Source organism: Helicobacter canadensis MIT 98-5491 (assembly GCF_000162575.1).
In the GTDB taxonomy this organism is placed as follows: Bacteria; Campylobacterota; Campylobacteria; order Campylobacterales; family Helicobacteraceae; genus Helicobacter_D; species Helicobacter_D canadensis.
In genome coordinates, this window is sequence record NZ_CM000776.2 from 1508328 (window position 1) to 1533179 (window position 24852).

The window sequence follows — 24852 nt, forward strand, 5'->3', positions numbered from 1 at the left end:
TTATTGCCCTCTCATCTCTGCAATCTCATTTGCCAAAAACTCACTCCAACGATCTTTTTGCAAGGCTTTTGCGGTAATAAAAATATCCTTATCCCCTCTCCCTGAAACATTTACTAAAATCTTTTTATTCTTGACTTTTTTAGCAATGCTCAAAGCTCCTGCTAAAGCGTGACTTGATTCTAAAGCCGCTATAATCCCTTCGTTTCTAGCAAAAAACTCCAAGGCTTCTAAAGCTTCCTTATCGCTACTAGAGCTAAATTCAACACGCCCTATTTCTTTTAAATGTGCAAGTTGAGGACCAATTCCTGCGTAATCAAGCCCTGCTGAAATTGAATAAGTCTCTAAAAGATTACCATAATTATCGCTTAAAAAATAGCTTTTATAGCCTTGAACGATTCCAAGATGTGCATTTGCATTCCCCATTCTTATGGCATTTTTCCCCTTTTCCTTACTCATTCCCCCTGCTTCAATTCCTACCAAAGTAACTTCTCGATCCTCTAAATAATGCCTAAAAAATCCCATTGCATTACTTCCACCTCCAACACAAGCCACCATAATATCGGGATTACCTTTAAAAAACTGCTTCGTTTGAGTTTTTAGCTCCTTGCTAATCACGCTTTGAAATTCTCTAACAATATCTGGATAAGGATAAGGTCCTAATGCACTTCCAAGCACATAAAAAGTATTTTTGCTATCTTTACTCCATTCTCTTAAGGCTTCATTAACAGCATCTTTAAGCGTTTGTGATCCACTCTCTACGCCGATCACTTTAGCACCCAAAAGTTGCATATTAAACACATTAGGAAATTGTCGTTTCACATCCCTACTTCCCATAAAAACTACACATTCTAAGCCAAGCTTTGCACACGCTGCACTCACTGCAAGTCCGTGCTGACCTGCACCTGTTTCTGCGATGATTCTTGTTTTACCCATTTTTTTAGCCAAAAGCACTTGCCCTATAGCGTTATTAATCTTATGCGCACCTGTATTTGCTAAACCTTCAAACTTTAAATAAATCTGATTTTGCAGAATCTTACTAGCATTTTTTGCATAAATTAGGGGCGTTGGACGACCTACAAATTCTTTTAAAAGTTCTTTAAATTCCTTTTGAAATCCCTTAGAAAACAAAAGTTTTTTATAAGCTTTTTCTAATTCTTCTAATGCTGGATACAAAATTTCTGGCACATACTGCCCACCAAAAGCGTGGAAATCACCCTTATTCTCTCCAAAAAAACCTTTTTTTGATTTTAAAAATATTTTTTCTGCCATTTGTTTTCTTTATAATTTTTTGCACCATTATATCTAATCCAAACTCAAATTTCTTTTTAAAAAAATAATAGTATAATTCAAAATTTAATTTTTAAAACTAATTTTTAAAGAAATGTTATGTTTAAGTTTTTAAATCTCAATCAAAAAGGCTATGATTCGGCTTTGGAATTCTGCAAGATTCCGGCTTCTAAGCTTACACCTTTAATGCTTTGTGAAACTTTCAATGCTCCTGTATTGCTTGAATCGGCATTTTTAAAAAGTGGAAAAGGACGCTTCTCTATTCTTATTTTAGAAGAAGCTTTTAGAGTTACAAAAGATAATCAAGAAACCTCCTTGCTTTTTTTGGATTCTAAACACATTCTCCCCAAACGACCCTTTTTAGAAACCTTAGAATCTTTAAGAAAACTTGCTCCAAATCCAAATGATTCTCAACTTAATTCCACCCTGCCTAGCGATTTACCTTTACCGCTTGGAGGAGTGGGATATTTGGGATATGAATTTTTTAGCGAGATTGAATCGCTTAGCTTTAATAATCCCCCCCTTTATGATTGCTATGACAATGCCTTTATTTTTGGGCGTGATTTTGCTATTTTTGATCACTTTTATGAATCGCTTTATCTCATTAGTGTCGCCTATGACCAAGAGACACAATCCCATAACCTAAAAAATCGTCTTGATAAACTTATCCAAAAGTTAGAAAATATTCAACAAAAACAAGAATCTCCGCAAAATTATCATTCAAAGGTTATTTCTAGCGATAAGCAATCCTATTACACTCATATGGTTACCTTCCTTAAAGATGAAATCTATAAAGGCAATCTTTTGCAATGTGTCCCAAGCCAAAGTATGCAAATACAAAGCGACTTACCGCCGTTAAGAGCCTATCAAAATTTACGCACCAACAATCCAAGCCCTTATATGTATTATTACAATTTTGGGCATTTTCAAATTATTGGTAGCTCCCCTGAAGTGTTAGTTAAAGTTGAAAAAATTGATGATAAAAAAGCCAAAATCACTCTTCGCCCTATAGCTGGAACTCGCAAAAGAGGAAACAATCAGATTCAAGATTTGCAATTAGAAGAAGAATTAAAAAATAATCCAAAAGAAAATGCTGAACATTTGATGCTCTTAGACTTAGGGCGTAATGATATTGGAAAGGTTGCAATAGGTGGCAGCGTGGAAGTTACTCAAGAAAAAGTGATCGAAAAATACGCTAGGGTAATGCACCTTGTCTCTGAAGTAGAGGGTATAATGGATTTACAAATCCATAATAAAAATGATGCTATTTTAGCAACATTTCCTGCTGGAACTGTGAGTGGAGCACCTAAGATTCAAGCTATAAAAACCATCGAATCTTTAGAAGAACATAAAAGAGCCATTTATTCTGGAGCCATTGGATATTTTACACAAGATGGCGATATGAATTTTGCAATCGCTATCCGCACTGCAGTCTATCAAAAAGGCATTTATTATCTCCAAGCTGGTGCAGGGATTGTTTATGATTCTATCCCAAAAGAAGAATACCTAGAAACCAAAAATAAAATGCTATCCTTAGTGGAAGCCATTATGGGAGAAAATAATGCAAACTAAACCAACACAAAAAGACTCTCTCATCTCTAAAAACACAAAGGAAGTGTTATGATTCTCCTTATTGATAATTACGATTCTTTTACTTATAATATCTATCAGGCTTTTAGTCGCTTTAACTATCCCATTAAAGTTTTAAGAAATGATCAAACTAGCCTAGAAGAAATCCAATCACTTAACCCAAGCTACATCATTATAGGACCTGGTCCAAAATCCCCAAAAGATGCAGGAATTAGTGTCCAAATTGTGCAACACTTTAAAGGAATCTATCCAATTTTAGGAATCTGTCTTGGACACCAAGCTATCCTAAGTGCTTTTGGAGTTGAAATCAAAAATGCCAAAAATATTGTGCATGGAAAAGTTGAACCACTCATTCACAATGCCAAAGGAATCTTCCGCCATATTAGCCAAAAAACTCCCATTGCGCGTTATCATTCTCTTGTGGGAAAAAAAGAAGAGATTCCAGATTGTTTTTTAATTAGCGGAATGAGTGAAGATGGTGAAGTTATGGCGGTTGAACACAGGCAATATCATCTTGTAGGATTGCAATTCCACCCAGAATCCATTGGCACAAAAGAAGGCATTAAAATGCTACTTAATTTCTTGCATTACACAAGAGAGCCAATCCCCACAAAAGACTATCTCAAAAAAGTCCTTCACCAAAAATCCCTTAATTTCCAAGAAAGCTATAATCTAATGGATGAACTCACTGAAGGCAACTTAAGTGATGCACAAATTGGAAGTATTTTAACTAGCCTAGAAATCAAAGGCATTGATGAATATGAATTAGCAGGTTTTGCATCTGTGCTTAAAAAGAAAGCAGTTAAACTCAACTTAAAAGATAATTTTAACATTCGTTTTGATATGGTTGGCACAGGTGGAAGCGAAGCAAAAACTTTTAATGTCTCCACAACAGCTGCTCTACTTCTTGCCACACAAGCCCAAAAATCAAACTTTGGAATCATTAAGCACGGCAATAGAGCCGTTACTTCTAAAAGTGGGTCGGCTGATTTATTAAATGCACTTGGCATTAATGTAACTATGGATTTTAGTAATGTTAAAACCATTTATGAAAATCTCCACATTACCTTTTTATTTGCCCAAAAATTCCATTCTGCAATGCGTTTTGCAGCCAATGCTCGCTCCTCACTTGGCTTTAAGACTGCCTTTAATCTCATAGGTCCCCTAAGCAATCCAAGCCCAATAACCCACCAACTTATTGGTGTTTTTGATAAATCTTACACCGAAATTATGGCAAAAGCTTTAGCAATTCTAGGCGTGAAACGAGCAATGGTTGTGAGCGGACTTGATGGTTATGATGAAATCTCACTTTGTGCGCCAACACAAATTACAGAATTACAAAATGGAAGCATTAAAACCTATATTTTTAACCCCATTGAAGTGGGATTAGACTTTGTCAATCATTCACTCTTACAAGGCGGAGATAGCCAAGAAAATTTACAAATCACACTTGATATTTTTAATGCCAAACCCTCTCCCAAACTTGATTTAGTTGCTTTAAATATGGGTGCTGCCTTATATCTTTGCAATCAAGCCGAAAGTATCAAAGAAGGTTTTTTTAAAGCTAAAGAAATCATTCAAAGCAAAGAAATTTTTCCCCTTCTAGAATCCTTTAAAACCCTAAGCAATCAACGCCCAATAAAGGATTAATGATGATTCCAACTATTCTTAAAAAGATTCTCCAAACAAAAGCCAAATACCCTATTTTGAAGGCTACAAGAACAACTAAACTCACTCCCCCAAAGTTTAGCTTTCCTTTTTTGATTGCCGAGATTAAAAGAGCTAGCCCTTCAGCTGGAGATATTGGAGCGATAAACAGCCCCAAAGATCTAGCCCAAAGCTATCTTAATGGTGGAGCTAGTGCGATTTCTGTCTTATGTGAAAAAGATTTCTTTAAAGGTGATTTAGAAGATCTAAGAGCAACCAAACTAAGTCACGAAAATTCCACGATATTACGCAAAGACTTTATCACAGAACTTGATCAGATTCAAGAATCTTATGATTTTGGTGCAGATATGGTGCTTTTAATCGCCGCTGTTTTTATCGGAGATGATAATGAAAATGGTGGCTTTGCAAGACTTAAGCAACTTTATGAAGAATCATTAAAACTTGGCTTAACCCCCTTAATAGAAGTTCATAATGCCAAAGAAGTTGATTTTATCACTCCACTTCAAGCAACTCTTATTGGCATTAACTCACGCGATTTACACACTTTTAGTATTAATAAAATCCAAGCTTACAATCTCTTAGATTGCATTCAAAAGACAAATCCACAAAGCAAAATTATCTTTGAATCTTCCATTGAATGCAGTTTTGATGGCTTTGTAGTAGGAAATATTGGCTTTGATGGAATCTTATGTGGCAGTTATCTTGTGCGTGATTCTGCACCTACACAAACCCTAAAATGCCTAAAAGATTCAATCATTAGTGGAAAACAATCGCCCAATACTTTTTATCGCAATGTTTTTAAACTCCTTGATTCCAAGCAAGGCTTTTTAAAAATCTGTGGAATCACCTCTAGCGAAGATGCACTAATGTGTGCTAAAGCTCTAGAATCAAACCTAAATTCGCCCCTAGAAAAAATTGCAGCGCTAGGATTTATTTTAGCTAAAGATTCTCCACGATTTACTAGCCCAAAAACCATAAAAGAAATCGCTAAAGCCCTACAAGCTCATCCAAAAATCCTTAAAATCGCCGTGGTTAAAGATGATCAAGAAATGATGCAAATAGCTATCAATCTCTATAAAGAAGGCATTATTGATGCTTTGCAACTCCACGGAGTAAGCCAAAAAAGCTTTGGTGGTGTGGATTTAAAAAATGCAAATTTTGCCTTTTATGAAGCTTGGAATATAGAGAAACCAGAGGATTTAGGAGATTTTATAAGCCCTTTTGTCCTATTAGATTCTAAAAGCACTCTAGGAGGTGGAAGTGGCAAAAATATCGCACCAAAAACCCTAGAATCACTCCAAGAAAAAACCAATCATTATCTCTGTGTCGCAGGTGGGGTAGGAATCTCAAATATTCAAGATTTAAGGAAAATTGGAGTTAAAATGTTTGATGTCAATTCAAGCTTAGAATCCTCAATAGGCAAAAAAGATCAACAAAAAATCTCTGAATTTTTAAAAATTTTTACATCTTAAAATAATATTAATTCTATGTTTAGAACTTTAAACTTATAAAATTTTATGTTAAAATGGTGAATTGGAATTCAATTTTTGAGGCTATATGATGAAAACACTTACACTTGCAAGTATCTATGAAACTCAAGGACATCGTTATGAAGCCGCTCAAATTTACAAAACTATCTTACAAGAAAATCCTAATAACACCGAAGCAAAAGTAGCATTAAAACGGCTAACAAGCAACCGCAAAAGTTATGGCAAAGCCGATGAAAATATGCTTAATCTTTTTGTGCAAATGGATTCTAAAATTGAATTTAATGAATTTGAAAGGTGGTTATTACAATTATGGAATTAAAAGAAGCGATTTTACAAACCCTAGCAGAAATTGACACAAATACAGACTCCACAATTTCACCTGAAGAAAAACCCGAAAGAGATGCTCTTTTAGACATCATAGCCACTGAAGAAACAAAAAAAGAATCACCCACAACTCCTGCTTCTTATGAAAGAAAAATCCAAAAACTTGATTTAAAAAACAATGAAGAATTAAAGCAACTTCTTATCAAATATTATTCTGAAGAAGAAAAATTTTTAAATAACCTTCAAGATAGAATTCTTGTTTTGTTTGAAGGATTGCAATCACCAAACAACCGAAATATTGAGGAAAAAGTTGATATGATACTCAACTTTTTAGAATTCACTTTAGCCATTATTGATGAAAAAAAGAATCAAAAATGAAAAAAACTTTTTCATTTACTTTTGATTTACTCTATTATTTTATAATTTCATTGTCTCAAGCGGGATGGCTTGAGATACAAATGTTCCGCACAACATTAGTTAGAGTTTTTCATCCGTTTCTCCTTTGTGAAGAGAATTTATTTTTAATTAGAGATATTTATTCTAGTGGGTGTTTTCCTGAATTTTTAATTAACCCCCTAAAATACCCAATCCTCCTTTTTGTAAGGAAAACACCATGCTAGAAATTTTAATGATTGAGGATGACTTGGAATTAGCAACCATTCTTAGCGAATACCTCAAAGCCCATAATATTAATGCAACAAACTATGATGAACCCTATACGGGTATGAGTGCAATTAATACTCGACATTTTGACCTCCTTCTTTTAGATTTAACACTCCCAAACTTAGATGGGCTTGAGGTTTGCAAGAAAGTCGCTAAAGAAAAGCGCATCCCCATTATTATCTCTTCTGCTAGACACGATGTTGATGATCGAGTATTAGGATTAGAATATGGTGCTGATGATTACATTCCAAAACCCTATGATCCCAAAGAACTTGTAGCTAGAATCCATAGTGTTTTACGCCGATATAAAACGATTGAGAAACCTGATTCTACTGAAATTATTTGCCCCCCTTTTCGACTGAATAAAAGTAGTCGAGAAATTTTTCTAAACAATACACCACTAGATTTAACCAAAGCAGAATACGAAATCCTAAGTTTTATGATAGAAAACAAAAACCAAGCCCTAACGCGTGATTCTATCGCAGCTCATTCTGATTCAATTAGCCCAGATAGCACCAATAAAAGCATTGATGTCATCATTGGTAGATTACGATCTAAAATTGAAAAAGAAGGTAAAAAATATATTTTTTCAATCCGTGGAATCGGCTATAAATTCCAAACTAAAGATAATGAATAAAAACTCAATCATCGTAAAAATTACTATTCTTTTTTTGATTGCCATTGTTGGCTTGAGTGCTTTTTCTTATTATTTTATCCGCGAAGAAATCAATAAAAAAGCCTATGAAAACCAGCTCAAATACACGCAATTCTTAGCTACTATTAATCAACTCGTGCGTTTTGGGGGAAACATTGCTTTGATTGAAAAATATCTTAATGAATTAGGCTTAGTCCAAATTGATAATCCAGAATTTCTAAGCCATTTTCAAAACCATATTACACCCAACTTTAGCCAAGGAGTGATTGCAAAAATTATCAAAGAAAAAAAAGGAATTTATCTATTTTTACAAACCCCAAATGGTTGGCGTGTTTATGGAGACATTCATTTTGATAGACTTTTTAACTACTATATTATTACTCTCATTGCTTTTATTATTGTGGTTTTTCTCTTTGTGCTTGTCATTCGTAGCCTCTTACCGCTTAAAACACTCCAAAAGGAGATTAGAAAATTTGCCAATGGGCAAACAGACATTCGCTGCAAAATTGATCAAAACGATGAAATTGGAGAATTAGCACAAGAATTTGATAATGCCGTTAAAAAAATTAATGCCCTAAATCAATCCAGACATCTTTTTTTGCGTTCCATTATGCACGAGCTAAAAACTCCTATCACCAAAGGAAGAATCACGGCTGAAATGATTGACAATGCACTTTACAAAGAGCGTTTATGTTCGGTGTTTGAGCGACTAAATTCGCTCATTAATGAATTTGCAAAGATTGAGGAATTAAGCTCACGCAATTATTGTCTTAATAAGTGCAATATTTCTCTTAAAGCGGTTTTGGATAAAGTTTTTGAAATGCTACTTTTGGATAAAGAGCAAATTTCCACACTTTTTATCTTCCCCAAAGAAGAATGCTTTTTGTATGCGGATTTTGAAATGATTGCTTTGGTGATTAAAAATCTCATTGACAATGCTATCAAATATAAAACACAAGGACAAATTGAAATTTATATTCAAGATAAAAATTTAGGAATCAAAAACTATGGAATGCCGCTGCCTTATAGTTTGCAAGATCACTCCAAGCCTTTCTTTAAAGATTCTAAATCCAATACAAGCGGCTTAGGACTTGGAATCTATATTATTAAAAGCACCCTAGAATCACAAGGCTTAGAATTAGAATATTTTTACAAAGAAAATCAGAATAATTTTATAGTAAAAGGAGTAATATCCCATAAAACTTTAAAAGGATAATTTATGTTCAAGCGATTAAGACGTATGCGATTAAACCCAAACATTCGAGAAATGCTAACACAAACCACCCTGCATAAAAAAGATTTTATCTATCCACTTTTTATTACACATGGCAAAAATATTAAAAATCCAATAGAATCAATGCCTGATGTTTTTCAACTTAGCATTGATGAAGCCCTAAAAGAATGTGAGGTTTTACAAAATCTTGGAATTTTTTCAATCATTCTTTTTGGGATTCCAAAAATCAAAGATAGCATCGGTAGCGAAGCCCTAAGCCCAGAAGGGATTATCGCTCAAGCCACAAGAGCCATCAAAGAAAAATTTCCTAATATGCTAGTGTGTGTTGATTTGTGTTTTTGTGAATACACTGATCACGGACATTGTGGAATCTTAAACCCTAAACTTAATTCTGTTGATAATGATTTAACCCTAGAAATTCTCAATCAACAAGCCTTGATTCTAGCCCAAAGTGGTGCGGATCTAATCGCACCTAGTGCAATGATGGATGGAATGATAGAAAGTTTGCGAACTGCACTTGATTCTAATGGCTTTAATCACATTCCCTTAATGAGTTATTCCACAAAATTTGCAAGTGGCTATTATGGACCTTTTAGAGATGTAGCCCAAAGCACTCCAAGTTTTGGTGATCGAAAAAGCTATCAACAAAACCCTGCAAATCGACGCGAAGCGATTTTAGAAAGCCTAGAAGATGAAGCACAAGGTGCGGATATTTTAATGGTTAAACCTGCCCTAGCCTATTTGGATATTGTTAGAGATATTAGAGAGCAAACCTTGCTACCTTTAGCAATTTATAATGTAAGCGGCGAATACGCTATGCTAAAGTTTGCACAAAAAGCGGGAATTATAGACTATGAACGCGTTTTATTAGAAACAATGATTAGCTTTAAACGCGCTGGAGCAGATATTATCATCACCTATCACGCCAAAGAAATCGCTAATCTAATCTAACAAGAACACTATAGGGCTTAGTGCCCTTTTTACCCTTACAATCTCCCCTATTTAACCAAAAAAACAAATCTCTTTTATATGATTAAATTCTACAAACAAAATCCCTCGCAACTCCTAAAATAATATTCCCTCCCCTTGTAAGAAAACTCCAAACTATAAGCGTGCAACATCAACCGATCTGCCCCAAAATATTCTTTTCTTTTCTCCGCACAAAGCCCAAAATCTCGGTTTTCTTCTATAAATTCACTATCTAAATACTCTCTACTCTGCCAATCCTCACAACCATAAAGCGGATCGCCTAAAATCGGAAAACCAAGAGAAAAAAGATGAACTCTAATCTGATGCGTTCTGCCTGTTATAGGATAAACTTTTAGCAAAGTATTTCCCCCAAACTCCCCCAAAATTTCAAACTCGCTTTTTGCATCTCTAAACCCTAAAAGCTTAGAATCTTTTCTTAGATTCTGCCCTAGAAACACAGAACGCACACTTAAATCCCCACCCTTTTCTTGCAAACTAAGTGGCATCAAAAGGCAAAAATCTCCAACAATCTTGCTAGTTTTACACATTTTCCCTTTAATAAGTGCTAAATATTTCTTTTTTATGCGATTATTAGCAAACAATTCCCCTAGCTCAACAATACTTCTTTTATGCTTCCCTACCAAAACTAAACCACTTGTTTCTTTGTCGATTCGGTGAATCAAAGAAGCTTCAGTGCCAAAATATTCACGCACCTCATCCATCAAGCTATGATGAAAAAACCTTCCCTTTGGGTGAATTAACATTTGAGCAGGTTTGTTAAAAAGAGCAAAATCTTCATTTTCATAAATGGGTTTAAGCCCAATAGAATTAGGCTTAAAAATCCAAACTTCTACTTCCCTTTCTAAGACTTTATTTTTCTCATTATTGCCTAGAATCTTACTCTCATAAACAACTCTGCCCTTATTAATATAACTTTGAGCTTGTGCCATATTCAAATTAAATTGTCGCATTAAAAACAAGTAAGCTTTAATGGGAGTTTGAAAATAAAATTTTTGCTTTATAAAGGGCATTTTGCAACTTTTAAGTGGTCTTATGTTAGGATATTGTAGCACATTTTTAAAGGATTGATAATGGTAGAGCGATACGCAAGAGAAGAGATGAAAAAGCTTTGGGATATGAATGCGAAGTATTCCGCTTGGCTAGAGGTAGAAAAGGCATTGGTTAAGGGGTGGAATACATTAGGACTTATTCCTGATTGCGATTGCAAGAAAATTTGTGAAAATGCGAAGTTTGATATTGCAAGAATTGATGAGATAGAAGCGGTTACTAAGCACGATCTTATTGCTTTTACTACAAGTGTTGCAGAATCTCTAGGTGAAGAATCGCGATGGTTTCATTATGGAATCACTTCTAGCGATACGATTGATACCGCTGTGGCTTTGCAAATGCGCGATTCGCTAAAGATTATCATTGAAGATGTGAAAGCATTGCGTGAAGTGATAAAAAAACGCGCTTATGAACACAAAGATACGCTTATGGTCGGGCGAAGTCACGGAATTCACGGCGAACCTATCACTTTTGGCTTAGTATGTGCGATATGGTATGATGAGATAGGGCGACACTTGCAGAGTTTAGAATCCACCTTGGAGGTGATTAGCGTAGGCAAGATAAGCGGTGCAATGGGGAATCTCGCCCACACTCCTATAGAACTTGAAGAGCTTGTATGTGCCAATCTAGGACTAAAGGCTGCTCCAGCAAGTAATCAAGTTATCCAAAGAGATCGATACGCACGGCTTATGACTGATTTGGCGCTTTTAGCAAGTAGTTGTGAAAAAATTGCTGTTGAAATTAGACATTTGCAACGCACCGAAGTGTATGAGGCAGAGGAGTATTTTAGCCAAGGACAAAAAGGAAGTAGTGCAATGCCACACAAACGCAACCCTGTCTTATCTGAAAACATCACAGGGCTATGTCGTGTGATACGCAGTTTTGCGCTACCGGCTATGGAAAATGTCGCATTGTGGCACGAGCGAGATATTAGCCACTCAAGTGTGGAGCGATTTATTTTGCCTGATGGTTTTATTACGACGGATTTTATGCTTGTGCGCCTTACAAGTTTGATTGATAAGCTTGTTGTGTATCCTAAAAATATGCTAAAAAATCTTAATCTCACAGGTGGTTTAGTTTTTTCTCAAAGAATCTTGCTAGAGCTTCCAAAATGCGGTGTAAGTCGCGAAGATGCTTATAAGATCGTGCAAAGAAATGCGATGAAAGTATGGCAGAGTTTGCAAGAGGGACAACCTGCGCTTAATGCAAAGGGCGAATCGCTTTATTTGCAATATCTTTTGGCAGATTCTGAACTTGTGGGACTTCTTAGCAAGAATGGTGGCAATGGAGAGCAGATTATCCGCGATCGCTTTGAGTTTGCCTACTATACAAAAAATGTGGATTCTATCTTTAAAAGGGTGTTTGGGAAATGACAATAATTTTGCTGCAAAAAAGGTTTTGAGTTTGTATGACCTAAACACCAAACTCACCATTGATGGCTTAGAATTACTCCAAAGTTTGGGGGATTGTAGTATTGATTTATGTTTTTTTGATCCACAATATCGTGGTGTGCTAGATAAAATGCGCTATGGCAATGAGGGTGAGCGACAAAAGGGGCGTAGTGTCTTGGTGCAAATGTCTGAATCAACGATTATACATTTTATCCAAGAAATTAGCCGAGTTTTAAAGTCTAGTCGCTATCTTATGCTATGGATTGATAAATTTCATCTGTGTGAGGGCGTGAGACCTTGGCTAGATTCTACATCTTTAGAGATTGTGGATCTTATCACTTGGGATAAAATGAAAATGGGTATGGGCTACCGCACAAGAAAACAAAGCGAATATCTACTCATCGTGCAAAAAAAGCCTATTAAAGCAAAGGGGACTTGGAAACTCCATAATATCCGCGATGTGTGTAGCGAAAAAATTCCACAAAACGAGCTAAAAGCACATCCTCATAGCAAACCAAAAACCTTGCAAAAAACCCTTATAGAATCTTGCACCAATATCGGAGATTTAGTGTGTGATCCAGCAGCAGGAAGCTTTAGTGTGCTAGAGTGCTGCAAGGAATTAGGGAGAAATTTTATAGGGACAAATCTCACTACAAAATAAGCTTAAATATTAAAATTTAAGCCTTAATTTTTTCTTCTTTTTTGAAAAACGCATATTTTCCTCCACCCATAAAAAACAAGGCAAGGCAAGGCAAAATATACAAGAGTTGATGTTCAATAACCCAACCACCATAAGAATCAAGTGCAAAAATTTCAAATCCATAAACCAAATAAATAGCCATAATCATTGTAAAAGCAACGATCAAAGCAGCAATTCGCACTTGATAGCCTATTAGTATCAAAAGGGGTGCTAAAACCTCACCAATATACACACCATATACCATAATTCCTGGGAGTCCTTTTGATTCTAACATACCCATATAGACATCTACACCATGAAGTATTTTAAACACACCATGAAATAGCATAAGCCCACCCACACAAAGTCTTAAAAGCAATTTTGCTAAATCAGGATTCAACATCATAAAATTCTCCTTACGATAATATTCATTAAACTTAAAATTATAGCATTTATCCTTACAAAAACTACCCTATCTTGCAAATTATAATTATTCTAATATTAATAGAACCAAGTATCTTGACTGAGAGTAACTCTCATCTTTTATAATGCGATTATCAAAATCAATTAACACGACAAAAAGCTAATTCAACCAAAGCAATAATCTCTTTGAGATTTAAATTGATTCACATTAATTAATAGACAAGGAAAATAACTATGCAATCAACAATAATGCAATATGTAACCCTCAACAATGGAATAAAAATGCCAATTTTAGGATTTGGCACATACTCTATCAATGACAGCCATACAATTTTGGAAGCCATTAGCTATGGATATCGCCTCTTTGATACGGCACAAATGTATGGAAATGAGCACAAAGTCGGCACAGCAATAAGAGAAGCTATTGATAAAATGGAAATCAAACGAGAAGATTTCTTTATTACAACTAAGCTATCTAACAATATGAATTTTCAAGAAGCAAAAAAGGGGATAGAGTTTAGCCTTAAATCTCTAAATTCTAGCTATATTGATTTAATCTTAATCCATGAGCCCTATCCAAAAGCCAAAGAAATGTATAAAGCAATGGAAACTTATTATAAAGAAGGGAAACTCAAAGCTATTGGAATCTCCAACTTTACACTCCACACTTTTAAAGAGTTTATCAAAACCTGCGAGATACCTCCTGCAATCAATCAATGTGAGACACATATCTATTATCAACAAGCAGCATTGCTTCAAACAATGAAACCCTATGGAACAACTTTAGAATCTTGGAGTCCTTTTATAGCAGGTAAAGTCTCAAAAAATAAAAATGGTTTTTTTAATGATTCTGCCTTGGCAAAAATCGCTCACAAATACAACAAAAGCATAGCACAAATTATCTTGCGTTTTTTTACACAACAAGGCATTGTGACTATTCCAAAAGCATCCAAAAAGGAACATATGCAAGAAAATATAGATATTTTCAATTTTAATTTAACTAAAGAGGAAATAAAAACTATCAAAACATTCGATAAAAACGCGACACAATTTAGCTGGGGATATTAATAAAGCCAAAAAGTAATTTTATAATATTTTTAAAATTTTAGTGCTTTTCTCTTGACTTAGAGTAACTCTCATCTTTTATAATACTTTTTTAGAATCTAAAAAATATTGAAAATGCATTTTTTAGCACAAACTTTGTTGTATAGATTCTGTCATTTTATTTTGCAAGTTTATTTTGGAGGTTTATATGAATCGCCTATTCTTTAAAACATTTCTTTTAGGAATACTTTCAATCTTAGGAGGTGCAACTATGGCACAAGCAAACACACAAACACAATGGGATAAAACCTTTCCCAAAAGCAATAATGTAGAAATACAAAAGGTTACTTTCAAAAATCGCTATGGTATTACTTTAGTTGGAGATCTCTATATACCTAAAAATATATCAAAAGATGCAAAACTTCCTGCCATTGCAATTAGTGGTCCATTTGGAGCAGTCAAAGAACAAGCTTCTGGATTATATGCACAAACCTTAAGCGAACAAGGCTTTATTACTTTGGCATTTGATCCGTCTTTTACAGGCGAAAGTGCTCTAGAAAACAAAAACTTACCTCAAAATGTCGCTTCACCTGATATTAATACAGAAGATTTTAGTGCTGCTGTGGATTTTCTATCTAACTATTCAAAAGTGGATTCTAACAAAATAGGTATTTTAGGAATCTGTGGCTTTGGTGGATTTGCCCTTAATGCCGCAGCTATAGATACACGAATCAAAGCAACAGTAACTTCTACAATGTATGATATGACAAGAGTCAATGCAAAAGGCTATAATGACTCAATAGATGCAAAAGCAAGACTAGAACTCAAAAGATCGCTTAATGAACAACGCACAAAAGATTTCAAAAACAACACTTATGCAAAAGCAATAGGTTTGCCTGAAAAATTAAATGGAGATGAACCGCAATTCATTCAAGATTATTATAACTATTATAAAAATAAAGAAAGAGGTTTCCACCCTCGTTCCATTAATTCAAATGGCAATTGGAATCTCACTTCCTCACTTTCCCTTATTAATATGCCCATTTTAGCATATAGCGATGAGATTAATACCCCTGTATTAATGATTCACGGCGATAGAGCTCATAGCAGATATTTCACTGAAGATGCATTCAAAAAACTCAAAGGAGACAATAAGGAACTAATGATTATTAAAGATGCTAATCATGTTGATTTATATGACAATCTAGACAAAATCCCTTTTGCTAAAATCACAGAATTTTTTAAAGAGAATTTGCAGTGAGATTAGTGAGATTTGGGTATCTTTTTGGAATATTATGTCTTTGTTTTGTCTATGCTGATTCTACCTATATTCAAGGAAACAAAATGATGATTACAATGGAAATTATCAATGAGACTAAACAAAAAGAGAAAACTTTATACATTGAATTAGAAGAAAATGTCGCTTCAAAGGAATTCATTAAACAACTTCCTTTGGAGTTAGAATTTAGCGATTACGCAAACAAAGAAAAGGTAGCTCATTTACCATACAACCTAAGTGTTAAAAATACGCCAAATTATAATCCACAAATTGGAGATTTTTTCTACTTTTCTCCATGGGGAAACATCGGGATTTTTTATGGCAAACAACCACCCTTTAATGGTTTAGTCTATCTTGGCAAGATTTTACAATCTAACTTGGGAGAAAATGAAATAGAAACTTTAAGAGAAATAAAGCAAGATTTCAAAGCAATCCTCAAAGCAAAATAATGCTCATTGATTGCTTTGTTGATTCTTAAAATGCTTCAATGATAATTCTTTAATTTTTTGAAAAATTTCATCAAAATCCACACCATAAGCCCTACAATCACCAATAGTTGTAAAAAAATTTGTATCCCCAACATAACGCGGCAACAAATGCAAATGAATATGCTCTGGAATCCCTGCTCCACCTGCTTGCTCTAAATTCATACCCAAATTAATTCCTTTAGCGCCAAATTCTTTAAGCAAACTAATCCCTTTCCTTGCACATTTTTGCAAATTTAACCACAAATCTTCTTCCAAAAATTCGGGCGAATGCGTGTGGAAATGTGGAACAATCAAAAAATGTCCAGGAGTATAAGGAAATTTATTCATCACACAAAATAAACTCTCATCCCGATAAAAAACGCGATTCTGCAAATCCAAATGAGGAGCTTGAGAAATGTTACAAAAAATGCAACCTTCCTTTTGCCTTTCCTTAAAATATCCACTCCGCCAAGGTGCGTATAAATGCTCCATTATTTCCCCTAGATATAACTTGGTGCATCATTAGCAAAAAGAATTAAATCTCCTGCCATAGTTGCGGATTTTAAAATATTTTCCATATTTTTTTTATCTTTTAAAATAATTTTTTGCGGCTTATGAATATGTTCTTTTAATAATTTAGAATTTAATTCCCCTGTGATAATTGCTATATCAAACACTCTATCAATGGCTTCTGCTAAAGCAATATTAGCCTCCTTAGAACTCTCCACCAAACCTGGGGTAACAATAACCTTTCTGCCATCATACAAAGAAGAAAGTCTAATGGCTTCTAACATTCCATCTAAATTTCCATTATAACTATCATCTAAAATCACTTTATCATTTACCATAATCTTACTTAAGCGATGACTAACCCCTTCCATTCGGCAAACCTGCTTAATGATTCTTTCACTTGAGATTCCAAAATCCTTTGCTACCTGAATAGCTGCACTAATATTAGCAACATTAAAAGCACCTAAAATTTTAGTCTCAAAATCCATTTTTTCACCATTATAAGTCAAAGAAAAGCTAGTCCCATTCAAACTCGTATCGACACTAGAAACATTTTGTGGAAACCAAATCATATTACCATAAAAATTTTGTGGTGGTGTATTATCCTTATAATTATAAACTTTTTGTAAATTAGGGCTTTGAAGAATTTCATATTTTGCTTTATAAATATTATCTAAACTTTTAAAATACTCAATATGTGCTGGACCAATTTTGCCTATCACTGCAATTTGCGGCTTGATTAGCTCTACAATTTCTTTAATATCGCCAATTCTTCTTGCTCCTGCTTCTACAATATAAATATCTGTCAAAGATGAAAGATTTTGATTAATATCAGCAATAATCCCTGTTAGCGTATTAACACTTCTTGGAGTGGCATACACTTTAAATTCATCTTGCAAAACCTGCACCAAAAAATTCTTTAAACTTGTCTTACCATAACTACCTGTAACGGCAATAATAGTAAGGTTTGGCATACTTTTTAAAGTCTCTATTGCAATCTTTTTATAACGACTAAGTAAAATTCCCTCTACTAAAGAGGATAAAAACACAGAAATAACTAAAGGCAAAAGATACACCACACGCATTAAAGAAGAAGATTCCTCCCCAAAAAGTAGCAACTCATTAAAAAGGATAAAAATCAAATAAAGACCAAAAAAGCGTGAAACTCTTCCTGTTAATACTAACCCCTTACTTAAGCGCAAAGCCCAAATAATCAATGCAAAAATATATAAATAAAAGCCAAAATAAAAATAAATATTTTCTGGAATAAAAACAAAATAAAGCACTGGGACTAAAAAATAGAAAAAATGCCATCGTTGTTTATGATGTTTAAACAAAACTCGCGAAAGCCTATAGTGATACCATTGGAGATTAATAATCACATAATATCCAAGCGCGATAAGAAAAATCCACCGACTCATCATCATAAAAACATCAATATTCTGCAAAAATAATCCTTACTTTATGAAATTTTACAATTTTAACAAAATAAAAATAAATAAGTTCTCAAATTGATTTTGCTTTAAAATAAAGTTCCTCAATTTTTTTAGCTTGTTTTAAGAAAAAATAATGGTCTCCTTCCAAAGGAAAGAAATATGATTTTTTTATTAAGCTATGGATTTTTTCTCCACAATCTAAAGGGGTAATACTATCTTCTTTACCCCAAAAAATAAAAGCTTGATTCTTAAAGTTCTCAAAAATTCCACTAAAATCCTCATCCACAACTTTTTTAAAAGTTTCATACATCACTTGACTCATCCCTGACACATCACGCGATCGTAAAATTTGACTAAACATTTGACCTAAAGCGGGAGAAATCTGATTTAATTTCTTGCTTAGTGCAATTTTCATTCGCACCTTTAGTTTTTTTTTCTTTAAGATTCCTGCACTACTTAATAAAATCAATTCTTTTGGGTTTAACAAAGTCGCAACTTTTCCCCCAAAACTATGCCCAACTATACTAAATTCCTCTATTTTTATTTCGTTTAATAAAATGCTTAAAATTGCCGCATAATCTCTTGTATCCAAACTAAATGGAGGATTCTTTGATTTTCCAAATCCAGGCATATCAATATATAAATGGCGAAATTCTTTAAAGCTCTCAGAAAAAACTTGCTTCATTAAAGCTTTATTAGATCCCCATCCATGCAAAAAGATCAAAGTTTTTGATAAATGAAAATTTACAATTTCAAAAGAAATATCAAAGTTTTGATTCTTGTAAAGAATGCTTTTTTGTGCCACTATTTACCCTTTGCAAATTGAATCTTATGCAAAAACTCATAAGCAACTTTAATTTCTCTTGGCTTGGGCAAATTTCTACTTAATTCCTCTAAAGCATTTCTAAAATCCACAAAAAGATAGTTCGCTAAACTTCCAGGAATCGGATTAATCTCATTAAGATAACATTGATTCTCTTTAACAAAAAAATCGCAGCGTATTAATGCACCATCAAACAAATTTCCATAAATCTTGGTAAAATTTTCTTGCAAAGTCTGTTTTAATGATTCTGAAATCTCTGCTTCTTTGGCACTTTCTGTACGTGAAAAATCCAAATATTTCTTTTCAAAATCCAAAAATTCTTTTTTTTGTGGCTCTTCAATAAAAGAAAAATGCATTCCTTCTTTACTTTTATAACCCGCAATATTATATTCTTTGATGCCGCTAACAAAAGGCTCTATAATTGCCTTATCATCATATTCAAAAGCCTCTTGTATCGCATATTCCAATTCTTTTTCCTCATAAACAACAGAAATACCTATGGAGCTTCCAAGTCTTGCAGGTTTCACAATAAGCGGAAAAGGCAAGGTAACCTTAGGGATAGAATCTTTATGCACCATTTGATAATCCAAACTTAAAACCCCGCATTCTTTAGCCAGCATTTTAGTAAGCTCTTTATCAAAGCTTAAAACACACGCTGGATTCCTAGGACCAATATAATTAATTCCATAAAAATCAAGCAAAGAAGCTACTCTGCCATCTTCACCATCAGCGCCGTGAATCAAATTTACTACAATAGGCAAAGGAAGTTTTTTTTCACCCCATAATGTTTTTTGATAAAATCCTCCATTTTTAGGGTAGATTCTTGTTGCCTTTAAATATGCTTTTGTGCTAAAAAACTTCGATTGCATCTTATCTTTTGGTATCAAATAAAAAGTATGCGTATCATCTAAAAAAATAAAATATTCCACATTACCTAAAAGCTTTTTTAAAGCAATCGCACTTACAATGCTAATTTCGTGTTCATAAGAGCTTCCACCAAATAAAAAACAAAAATTCAAAATCCTATCCTTATACCGCTAAATTTTTATAAAATCATACCAAAATTTTAATATTCCCACCAATCTCAAACAATCTTTTTGGGAATTGTTGGTTGCAAATGCACTAAAATTTCATAAGGGATTGTGCCAAAAGCCTCTGCCCAAGGATTCGCATCTTCAATAATACACAATTCCTCTCTATCCCCTTGGATACTCAAGCAATCCATAGAAGATCTTGGATAAATTTTAAATCCTTCTTTTGTTTTTAATTCCATTCCTTCCCTTAGCCTAAAAAGACCATCACCATAACCCACATCATAGCTAGAAACTAGAGTATCTTCTTTTGTTTCTGAAACACCACCATATCCAATTCTACTACCTTTTTTCAAAAAATAAGTGCTAATTTTTCTAGCCCACAAAGAGGCAATAGGCTTTACATTCAATCCGCAAAATCTAATATCTTGGCATAAATAGCCATAAAAAGCAATCCCTATTCGAAACAAATCATCTTGCAACTCTAAAGGCAAGCTTTCATTATATCTAACTGCCCTCAAAGCACCCGAAGAAGAAAAAAAGTGGAAACGCGGCTTTTTAAAGGAATATTGATTGCACAATTCTAAAACCTTTTTTTTAACCATTAAAAATTCATTATTTTGCGTATAAAACTCACTACCAAAATCATCTCCAAAACCATTATGACTAAAAACACCAATTAATTCTAATTCCCTTTTATTAATAATTTCAAATGCCTCTTGTAGTTGTTGCGCTTGAATTCCATTGCGATTCATTCCAGAATTAATCTCTAATTCGATTTTAGTTTGTTTAGGATAAAGCTTCAAGGCTTCTAAACTAGCAACACAAAAATAAATATTATCTTGTTTTAGACATTGTTGCAAAGCTTCTTTATCTTCCAGACTTTGAGGATAAAGTATTGTAATATGCCGAAACATTGCAGCAATCTCTAAGGCTTCTTTGGTATTTTTTACAAAACAAGTAGTAATTTTAGCTTCTTTTGCAAGTTGTGCCATCTCTTTTAAACCATGCCCATAAGCATTATCTTTTAAGACAATTGCAATTTTATGAATGTTTTCTTGCCCTATAAATTGAGCGATCTGATGATAATTAGAAAAAAAATGTTGGGAGTTAATTTGTAAATATGCCATATCTTACTCCCCAATAAAGGGGAAATTAGATTTAGTTTTTTGGAAGTTTTGAAATATAGTCTGCTACTGCATCAATATCTGCATCTGTGAATTTGAAGTTTTTCATATTAGCATACATAATTTGCTTAGCACCACCATTATCAGCAGTTCCAGCAGCATAGCCCTTTAATTGCGTAACAAGCTCAGCTTTATCCATACCGCCGATTTTTACATTACCTTTGCTTCCAGGTGCTACTCTTTCTCCATTCATACCATGACAAGCGATACATTTTTTATAAAGTGTCGCACCATCAGCTGCCATTAAACAGCCTGTTGCCAATACAAGACTTAATAAAATCTTTTTCATAATCTTACTCCTCATATATCAAAAATTACTTTGCAATCATATCCTTTTTTCATAAAATGAATATAAAATTTGCAATTTAATCATTTCATTTTACAATAAATTGACTAGAATTTTACTAGAATTTTAAAAGAAATATTGCAACTTCAAAAAATTAAATATTGTATTCAAAAATAAAAAAACATAAAAGAAGAAAATGAAGTGGTGGCTTGAGGCGGAATCGAACCACCGACACGGAGATTTTCAGTCTCCTGCTCTACCGACTGAGCTATCAAGCCTTTTAAGAAAGGGAATTATATAATTTTTTATTTAATTTTTGCTTAAAAGAAAGCCTAAAGCCTTTAAAAAATCCAAAATAATATAAAATACACCAAGCATCAACGCTTAGTGTATCCGCGCTTACAATATTTTTGTGTTTTTTTAATGCTTTGACTTCTGCTTTAAAATCCTATACCCAAGCCACATCAAAAAGACAACAACAAAAATACTAATCCAAGTCTCATCTAGCCCAACAGGCTTACTCAAATCAAAAAAATCTTCAAACATTATCGCTCTTCTAAAACCTTTTGGCATCGCTCACAAGGTTCATCGGCTTTTTGTGAGACAAACTGCCAACATCTAGGACATTTATGTCCTTGTGCCCTTAAAATCCTATAATTCTCTCCCCCAAAGGTAAATTTTGCTAACACTTCGCCTTCTGCTTCCTTTCTTACATTGCTTACCATAAGCCATAGATTTAACTCTGCAAATTCAGCCATTTTTTGCGGAACAGCCAAATCCACTTCCAAAGTGGATTTGATTTTTGAATCTTTTTTAAGTATGTCAATCTGCTCTAAAAACACTCCACGCAATTCAAGCAATTCATCAAAGTTTAAATTAGGATTTTCAAAACTTGGTAAAGGAGTATAAAGAATCTCAAAAACATCTCCCTCTTTGATAATCCCACAAGATTCTAAAACTACCCTACTTTGCGTATGGCTTAGGGCTTCATTAATCGTATAAGTAAAAATTGGAGCTAAAAGTCCAAAGAGCCTACCACAAATTAACGCCATCACACTTTGAGAAGCCCTGCGTTCTTCAGAAGAAAGGGCATTGCAATATAAATTATCTTTACAGATATCTAAATAAATCCCACTAAGTTCAGTATTAAGAAAATAAGTTAATTCTTGAATCGCCTTAGAAAATTCATATTCACCAAAAAGGGCATTTACTTTTTCAAAACATTCTCTAGCGCTTTTTAAAATCCATAAATCAATAGGATTAAAACTCGTAACTTCCAAACTCTCTAAGCCATTAGTATTAGCTAATAAGAATCGGATGGTGTTGCGAATCTTTCTATAATTCTCTCCCACTTGTTTTAAAATATTATTAGAAATTCTTTGATCATTTTGGTAATCACTCATTGCGACCCAAAGCCGCAAAATTTCACTCCCAAACTCTTTTAAAACTTCTTTAGGGACAACAACATTGCCCTTAGATTTACTCATTTTCTCGCCCTTCTCATCCATTGTAAAACCATGCGTTACAATTGCTTTATAAGGCGCCTTCTCATTAACTGCACAACTAACCAATAAAGAACTATGAAACCAGCCCCTATGTTGATCACTTCCCTCTAAATATAGACTAGCAGGATAGCCACCACTTCTATACAAATTACTTTGCAAAACTGCTTTCCATGTGCTTCCACTATCAAACCACACATCTAAAATATGATAGATTTTTTCAAAATGATCGGAATCTTTTTGGTATTTTTGTGGCAATAAATCCTTAACTTCCTTATTCCACCACGCATCACAGCCTTCTTTTTCAAAAATTTCTGCGACAAAATCTAGCACTTCACTCTCTAATAACACCTCTCCACTGCGTTTATCTTTAAAAAAGGCAATAGGCACACCCCAATCCCTTTGCCTTGAAATACACCAATCAGGACGATTTTCAATCATTGCCCTAATTCTATTCCTACCATGATCGGGGAAAAATTTTGTTTTATCAATCTCGGCTAATGCCACCTCTCGCAAAGTTTTCCCTTCTTTGCTAAAAGGTTCATCCATTACAATAAACCATTGTTGAGTTGCCCTAAAAATAATAGGTTGATGAGAACGCCAACAATGCGGATAAGAATGTCTAATCTTGGCATGTCTTAGTAAATTTTTTCCCAACAATTCAAAAATTCTTGGATGTGCATCAAAAACAAATTTCCCTACAAATTCATCAGGATTAAAAAATAATTTTTCCCTAATTAAAGTTTCATCATAACACCCCTTATCATCAACGGGCATTAACATAGGCAAATCGTATTTTAATCCGATAAAATAATCGTCTTCTCCGTGTCCAGGGGCAGTATGAACACAACCACTTCCCTCGCCACTTGCGACATGTTCTCCTAAAATAATCTTAGAATCTCTACCATTTAAAGGATTGATAGCGTGAGTATTTTCTAAAATACACGCTTTAAAAGTTTTTAAGATTTGATTCTCCACCACATTAATTGCTGATAGCTTCTCAACTTCTGAATGCAATACAATTTTACCATCACTAGTTAAAGCATAGGTTTCATTTGGATTTAATGCAATACCACTATTAGCAGGAAGTGTCCAAGGAGTCGTAGTCCAAATTACGCAATAAGCTTGATCCAATCCAAGCTCTTTTGCACCAATTGCAGTTAATGCATCTTCCTTTAATGCAAAAGCAACAAAAACAGAATCACTTTCTTTTTCTTCATACTCCACTTCTGCTTCTGCTAAAGCTGTCTGACAAGCCCAACTCCAATAAACAGGCTTACTACGCTCCTTTAATAATCCCTTTTTTGCCACCTCGCAAAGAGCTTTATAAATCTCTGATTCAAAAGCAAAATCCATTGTTTTATACGGATTCTCAAAATCACCCAAGATTCCAAGCTCTAAAAATTCTTTTTTTTGTATCTCTACAAACTCTTGTGCGTGTTTGCGACAAAGCTCTCTAATTTTGCTTTTAGGTAGAGAATCCTTTTTTTCTTTGCCTAGTTTTTTTTCTACTTGCTGCTCAATAGGCAACCCATGGCAATCCCAACCTGGAGTATAAAAAATCTTTTTACCTTGAAAATAATGATACTTATTAATAATATCTTTTAGGATTTTATTTAATGCGTGTCCAATATGCAAATGCCCATTAGCATAAGGCGGTCCATCGTGTAAATTAAAGCTTTCTTTAGCATTTTCTCTGTTTTTCAAAATCCTCTCATAATACTCTCTTTTACCCCATTCTTGATAAATTTTAGGCTCATTTTGAGGCAAATTTCCTCTCATTGGAAAAGTCGTATTAGGCAACTCTAAAGTATCCTTATAATCCATTGCATTCCCTTAAAAAATA

Annotated in this window: 24 protein-coding genes and 1 tRNA gene; 13 read left to right on the forward strand and 12 right to left on the reverse strand. The window is 34.0% G+C overall.

All coding sequences use genetic code 11. The annotated features are described in order from the left end of the window. Entirely contained in the window at positions 1-1269 is a 1269-nt protein-coding gene (gene trpB, locus HCAN_RS07460; protein ID WP_006656501.1) for a tryptophan synthase subunit beta, read from the reverse strand. Between the two features lie 117 nt (positions 1270-1386). Here trpB and HCAN_RS07465 point away from each other — a divergent pair, with 117 nt between their 5' ends. The 8 genes from HCAN_RS07465 to hemB all read left to right on the forward strand — a co-directional run bounded on the left by HCAN_RS07465 (position 1387) and on the right by hemB (position 9862). After that, on the forward strand, positions 1387-2859 hold the full coding sequence (locus HCAN_RS07465) for an anthranilate synthase component I family protein (protein ID WP_006656502.1): 1473 nt from the start codon (positions 1387-1389) through the stop codon (positions 2857-2859). A 48-nt stretch (positions 2860-2907) separates the two neighbouring features. Further along, positions 2908-4527: a bifunctional anthranilate synthase component II/anthranilate phosphoribosyltransferase gene (locus HCAN_RS07470; RefSeq protein WP_006656503.1), complete on the forward strand. Its 1620-nt coding sequence runs from the start codon at positions 2908-2910 to the stop codon at positions 4525-4527. A 2-nt stretch (positions 4528-4529) separates the two neighbouring features. Next, entirely contained in the window at positions 4530-6017 is a 1488-nt protein-coding gene (trpF, locus tag HCAN_RS07475) for a bifunctional indole-3-glycerol phosphate synthase/phosphoribosylanthranilate isomerase (protein ID WP_006656504.1), read from the forward strand. A gap of 85 nt (positions 6018-6102) precedes the next feature. Continuing rightward, positions 6103-6354: a hypothetical protein gene (locus HCAN_RS07480; RefSeq protein WP_006656505.1), complete on the forward strand. Its 252-nt coding sequence runs from the start codon at positions 6103-6105 to the stop codon at positions 6352-6354. Then, the gene (locus tag HCAN_RS07485; RefSeq protein ID WP_006656974.1) at positions 6345-6737 is read left to right on the forward strand and encodes a CiaD-like domain-containing protein; all 393 of its coding nucleotides are present in this window, start codon (positions 6345-6347) and stop codon (positions 6735-6737) included. The genes HCAN_RS07480 and HCAN_RS07485 overlap by 10 nt, the downstream gene beginning before the upstream one ends. Positions 6738-6972: 235 nt before the next feature. Beyond that, on the forward strand, positions 6973-7659 hold the full coding sequence (locus HCAN_RS07495; protein ID WP_006656507.1) for a response regulator transcription factor: 687 nt from the start codon (positions 6973-6975) through the stop codon (positions 7657-7659). Next, complete coding sequence (locus HCAN_RS07500) at positions 7652-8893, forward strand: ArsS family sensor histidine kinase (RefSeq protein WP_006656508.1); 1242 nt, start codon at positions 7652-7654, stop codon at positions 8891-8893. The genes HCAN_RS07495 and HCAN_RS07500 overlap by 8 nt, the downstream gene beginning before the upstream one ends. A 3-nt stretch (positions 8894-8896) precedes the next feature. After that, positions 8897-9862 (forward strand): porphobilinogen synthase, encoded by a 966-nt coding sequence (gene hemB, locus HCAN_RS07505; RefSeq protein ID WP_006656509.1) that lies wholly within the window; start codon positions 8897-8899, stop codon positions 9860-9862. A gap of 89 nt (positions 9863-9951) precedes the next feature. On the opposite strand, the gene HCAN_RS07510 is transcribed toward hemB, so the two are convergent. Further along, a complete protein-coding gene (locus HCAN_RS07510; protein ID WP_006656510.1) occupies positions 9952-10851 on the reverse strand; it encodes an RluA family pseudouridine synthase in 900 nt (299 codons plus the stop codon). A 120-nt stretch (positions 10852-10971) separates the two neighbouring features. On the opposite strand from HCAN_RS07510, the gene purB reads away from it, so the two are divergent. Together purB and HCAN_RS07520 are read left to right on the forward strand one after the other, a co-directional pair. Continuing rightward, the gene (purB, locus tag HCAN_RS07515; RefSeq protein ID WP_006656511.1) at positions 10972-12321 is read left to right on the forward strand and encodes an adenylosuccinate lyase; all 1350 of its coding nucleotides are present in this window, start codon (positions 10972-10974) and stop codon (positions 12319-12321) included. Then, positions 12311-13000, forward strand: a complete 690-nt coding sequence (locus HCAN_RS07520; protein WP_006656512.1) for a DNA-methyltransferase — start codon at positions 12311-12313, stop codon at positions 12998-13000. The genes purB and HCAN_RS07520 overlap by 11 nt, the downstream gene beginning before the upstream one ends. A 16-nt stretch (positions 13001-13016) precedes the next feature. On the opposite strand, the gene HCAN_RS07525 is transcribed toward HCAN_RS07520, so the two are convergent. Next, the gene (locus HCAN_RS07525) at positions 13017-13424 is read right to left on the reverse strand and encodes a DoxX family protein (RefSeq protein WP_006656977.1); all 408 of its coding nucleotides are present in this window, start codon (positions 13422-13424) and stop codon (positions 13017-13019) included. Between the two features lie 251 nt (positions 13425-13675). On the opposite strand from HCAN_RS07525, the gene HCAN_RS07530 reads away from it, so the two are divergent. From HCAN_RS07530 to HCAN_RS07540, 3 genes are all read left to right on the forward strand, one after another. After that, positions 13676-14509 carry an aldo/keto reductase gene (locus HCAN_RS07530; RefSeq protein ID WP_006656514.1) on the forward strand — a complete coding sequence of 278 codons (834 nt, stop codon included), beginning with the start codon at positions 13676-13678 and terminating at the stop codon, positions 14507-14509. A 184-nt stretch (positions 14510-14693) separates the two neighbouring features. Next, positions 14694-15746: an alpha/beta hydrolase gene (locus tag HCAN_RS07535; protein ID WP_006656978.1), complete on the forward strand. Its 1053-nt coding sequence runs from the start codon at positions 14694-14696 to the stop codon at positions 15744-15746. Between the two features lie 83 nt (positions 15747-15829). Then, positions 15830-16213, forward strand: a complete 384-nt coding sequence (locus HCAN_RS07540) for a cyclophilin-like fold protein (RefSeq protein ID WP_006656979.1) — start codon at positions 15830-15832, stop codon at positions 16211-16213. Between the two features lie 3 nt (positions 16214-16216). Here HCAN_RS07540 and HCAN_RS07545 read toward each other — a convergent pair whose 3' ends face one another. From HCAN_RS07545 to ileS, 9 genes are all read right to left on the reverse strand, one after another. Further along, positions 16217-16723: an HIT family protein gene (locus HCAN_RS07545; RefSeq protein WP_006656517.1), complete on the reverse strand. Its 507-nt coding sequence runs from the start codon at positions 16721-16723 to the stop codon at positions 16217-16219. Between the two features lie 8 nt (positions 16724-16731). Next, positions 16732-18189 carry a Mur ligase family protein gene (locus HCAN_RS07550; protein ID WP_006656518.1) on the reverse strand — a complete coding sequence of 486 codons (1458 nt, stop codon included), beginning with the start codon at positions 18187-18189 and terminating at the stop codon, positions 16732-16734. A 58-nt stretch (positions 18190-18247) separates the two neighbouring features. Then, positions 18248-18982 carry an alpha/beta fold hydrolase gene (locus HCAN_RS07555; RefSeq protein ID WP_006656519.1) on the reverse strand — a complete coding sequence of 245 codons (735 nt, stop codon included), beginning with the start codon at positions 18980-18982 and terminating at the stop codon, positions 18248-18250. After that, entirely contained in the window at positions 18982-20019 is a 1038-nt protein-coding gene (locus HCAN_RS07560) for a D-alanine--D-alanine ligase (protein ID WP_006656520.1), read from the reverse strand. Before HCAN_RS07560 ends, HCAN_RS07555 begins: the two co-directional genes overlap by 1 nt. 65 nt (positions 20020-20084) lie before the next feature. Beyond that, positions 20085-21161, reverse strand: coding sequence for an alanine racemase (locus tag HCAN_RS07565; protein WP_006656521.1), 1077 nt, complete (start codon positions 21159-21161; stop codon positions 20085-20087). A gap of 31 nt (positions 21162-21192) precedes the next feature. Continuing rightward, complete coding sequence (locus HCAN_RS07570; RefSeq protein WP_006656522.1) at positions 21193-21507, reverse strand: c-type cytochrome; 315 nt, start codon at positions 21505-21507, stop codon at positions 21193-21195. Between the two features lie 199 nt (positions 21508-21706). Beyond that, a tRNA-Phe gene (locus HCAN_RS07575) sits at positions 21707-21782 on the reverse strand. Between the two features lie 142 nt (positions 21783-21924). Then, positions 21925-22050, reverse strand: coding sequence for a hypothetical protein (locus tag HCAN_RS08350; protein ID WP_006656523.1), 126 nt, complete (start codon positions 22048-22050; stop codon positions 21925-21927). After that, the gene (ileS, locus tag HCAN_RS07580) at positions 22050-24833 is read right to left on the reverse strand and encodes an isoleucine--tRNA ligase (RefSeq protein ID WP_006656981.1); all 2784 of its coding nucleotides are present in this window, start codon (positions 24831-24833) and stop codon (positions 22050-22052) included. The genes HCAN_RS08350 and ileS overlap by 1 nt, the downstream gene beginning before the upstream one ends. Positions 24834-24852: the final 19 nt, after the last annotated feature.

What these genes read in the sequence shown, in the direction of transcription:
- HCAN_RS07570 (WP_006656522.1), bottom strand. Translation starts at nt 21,507, where the DNA reads ATGAAAAAGATTTTATTAAGTCTTGTATTGGCAACAGGCTGTTTAATG.
- trpF (WP_006656504.1), top strand. Translation starts at nt 4,530, where the DNA reads ATGATTCCAACTATTCTTAAAAAGATTCTCCAAACAAAAGCCAAATAC.
- purB (WP_006656511.1), top strand. Translation starts at nt 10,972, where the DNA reads ATGGTAGAGCGATACGCAAGAGAAGAGATGAAAAAGCTTTGGGATATG.
- HCAN_RS07495 (WP_006656507.1), top strand. Translation starts at nt 6,973, where the DNA reads ATGCTAGAAATTTTAATGATTGAGGATGACTTGGAATTAGCAACCATT.
- trpB (WP_006656501.1), bottom strand. Translation starts at nt 1,269, where the DNA reads ATGGCAGAAAAAATATTTTTAAAATCAAAAAAAGGTTTTTTTGGAGAG.
- HCAN_RS07530 (WP_006656514.1), top strand. Translation starts at nt 13,676, where the DNA reads ATGCAATCAACAATAATGCAATATGTAACCCTCAACAATGGAATAAAA.
- ileS (WP_006656981.1), bottom strand. Translation starts at nt 24,833, where the DNA reads ATGGATTATAAGGATACTTTAGAGTTGCCTAATACGACTTTTCCAATG.
- HCAN_RS07525 (WP_006656977.1), bottom strand. Translation starts at nt 13,424, where the DNA reads ATGATGTTGAATCCTGATTTAGCAAAATTGCTTTTAAGACTTTGTGTG.
- HCAN_RS07535 (WP_006656978.1), top strand. Translation starts at nt 14,694, where the DNA reads ATGAATCGCCTATTCTTTAAAACATTTCTTTTAGGAATACTTTCAATC.
- hemB (WP_006656509.1), top strand. Translation starts at nt 8,897, where the DNA reads ATGTTCAAGCGATTAAGACGTATGCGATTAAACCCAAACATTCGAGAA.
- HCAN_RS07545 (WP_006656517.1), bottom strand. Translation starts at nt 16,723, where the DNA reads ATGGAGCATTTATACGCACCTTGGCGGAGTGGATATTTTAAGGAAAGG.
- HCAN_RS07540 (WP_006656979.1), top strand. Translation starts at nt 15,830, where the DNA reads ATGATGATTACAATGGAAATTATCAATGAGACTAAACAAAAAGAGAAA.
- HCAN_RS07510 (WP_006656510.1), bottom strand. Translation starts at nt 10,851, where the DNA reads ATGCGACAATTTAATTTGAATATGGCACAAGCTCAAAGTTATATTAAT.
- HCAN_RS07565 (WP_006656521.1), bottom strand. Translation starts at nt 21,161, where the DNA reads ATGGCATATTTACAAATTAACTCCCAACATTTTTTTTCTAATTATCAT.
- HCAN_RS08350 (WP_006656523.1), bottom strand. Translation starts at nt 22,050, where the DNA reads ATGTTTGAAGATTTTTTTGATTTGAGTAAGCCTGTTGGGCTAGATGAG.
- HCAN_RS07500 (WP_006656508.1), top strand. Translation starts at nt 7,652, where the DNA reads ATGAATAAAAACTCAATCATCGTAAAAATTACTATTCTTTTTTTGATT.
- HCAN_RS07465 (WP_006656502.1), top strand. Translation starts at nt 1,387, where the DNA reads ATGTTTAAGTTTTTAAATCTCAATCAAAAAGGCTATGATTCGGCTTTG.
- HCAN_RS07480 (WP_006656505.1), top strand. Translation starts at nt 6,103, where the DNA reads ATGATGAAAACACTTACACTTGCAAGTATCTATGAAACTCAAGGACAT.
- HCAN_RS07470 (WP_006656503.1), top strand. Translation starts at nt 2,908, where the DNA reads ATGATTCTCCTTATTGATAATTACGATTCTTTTACTTATAATATCTAT.
- HCAN_RS07485 (WP_006656974.1), top strand. Translation starts at nt 6,345, where the DNA reads ATGGAATTAAAAGAAGCGATTTTACAAACCCTAGCAGAAATTGACACA.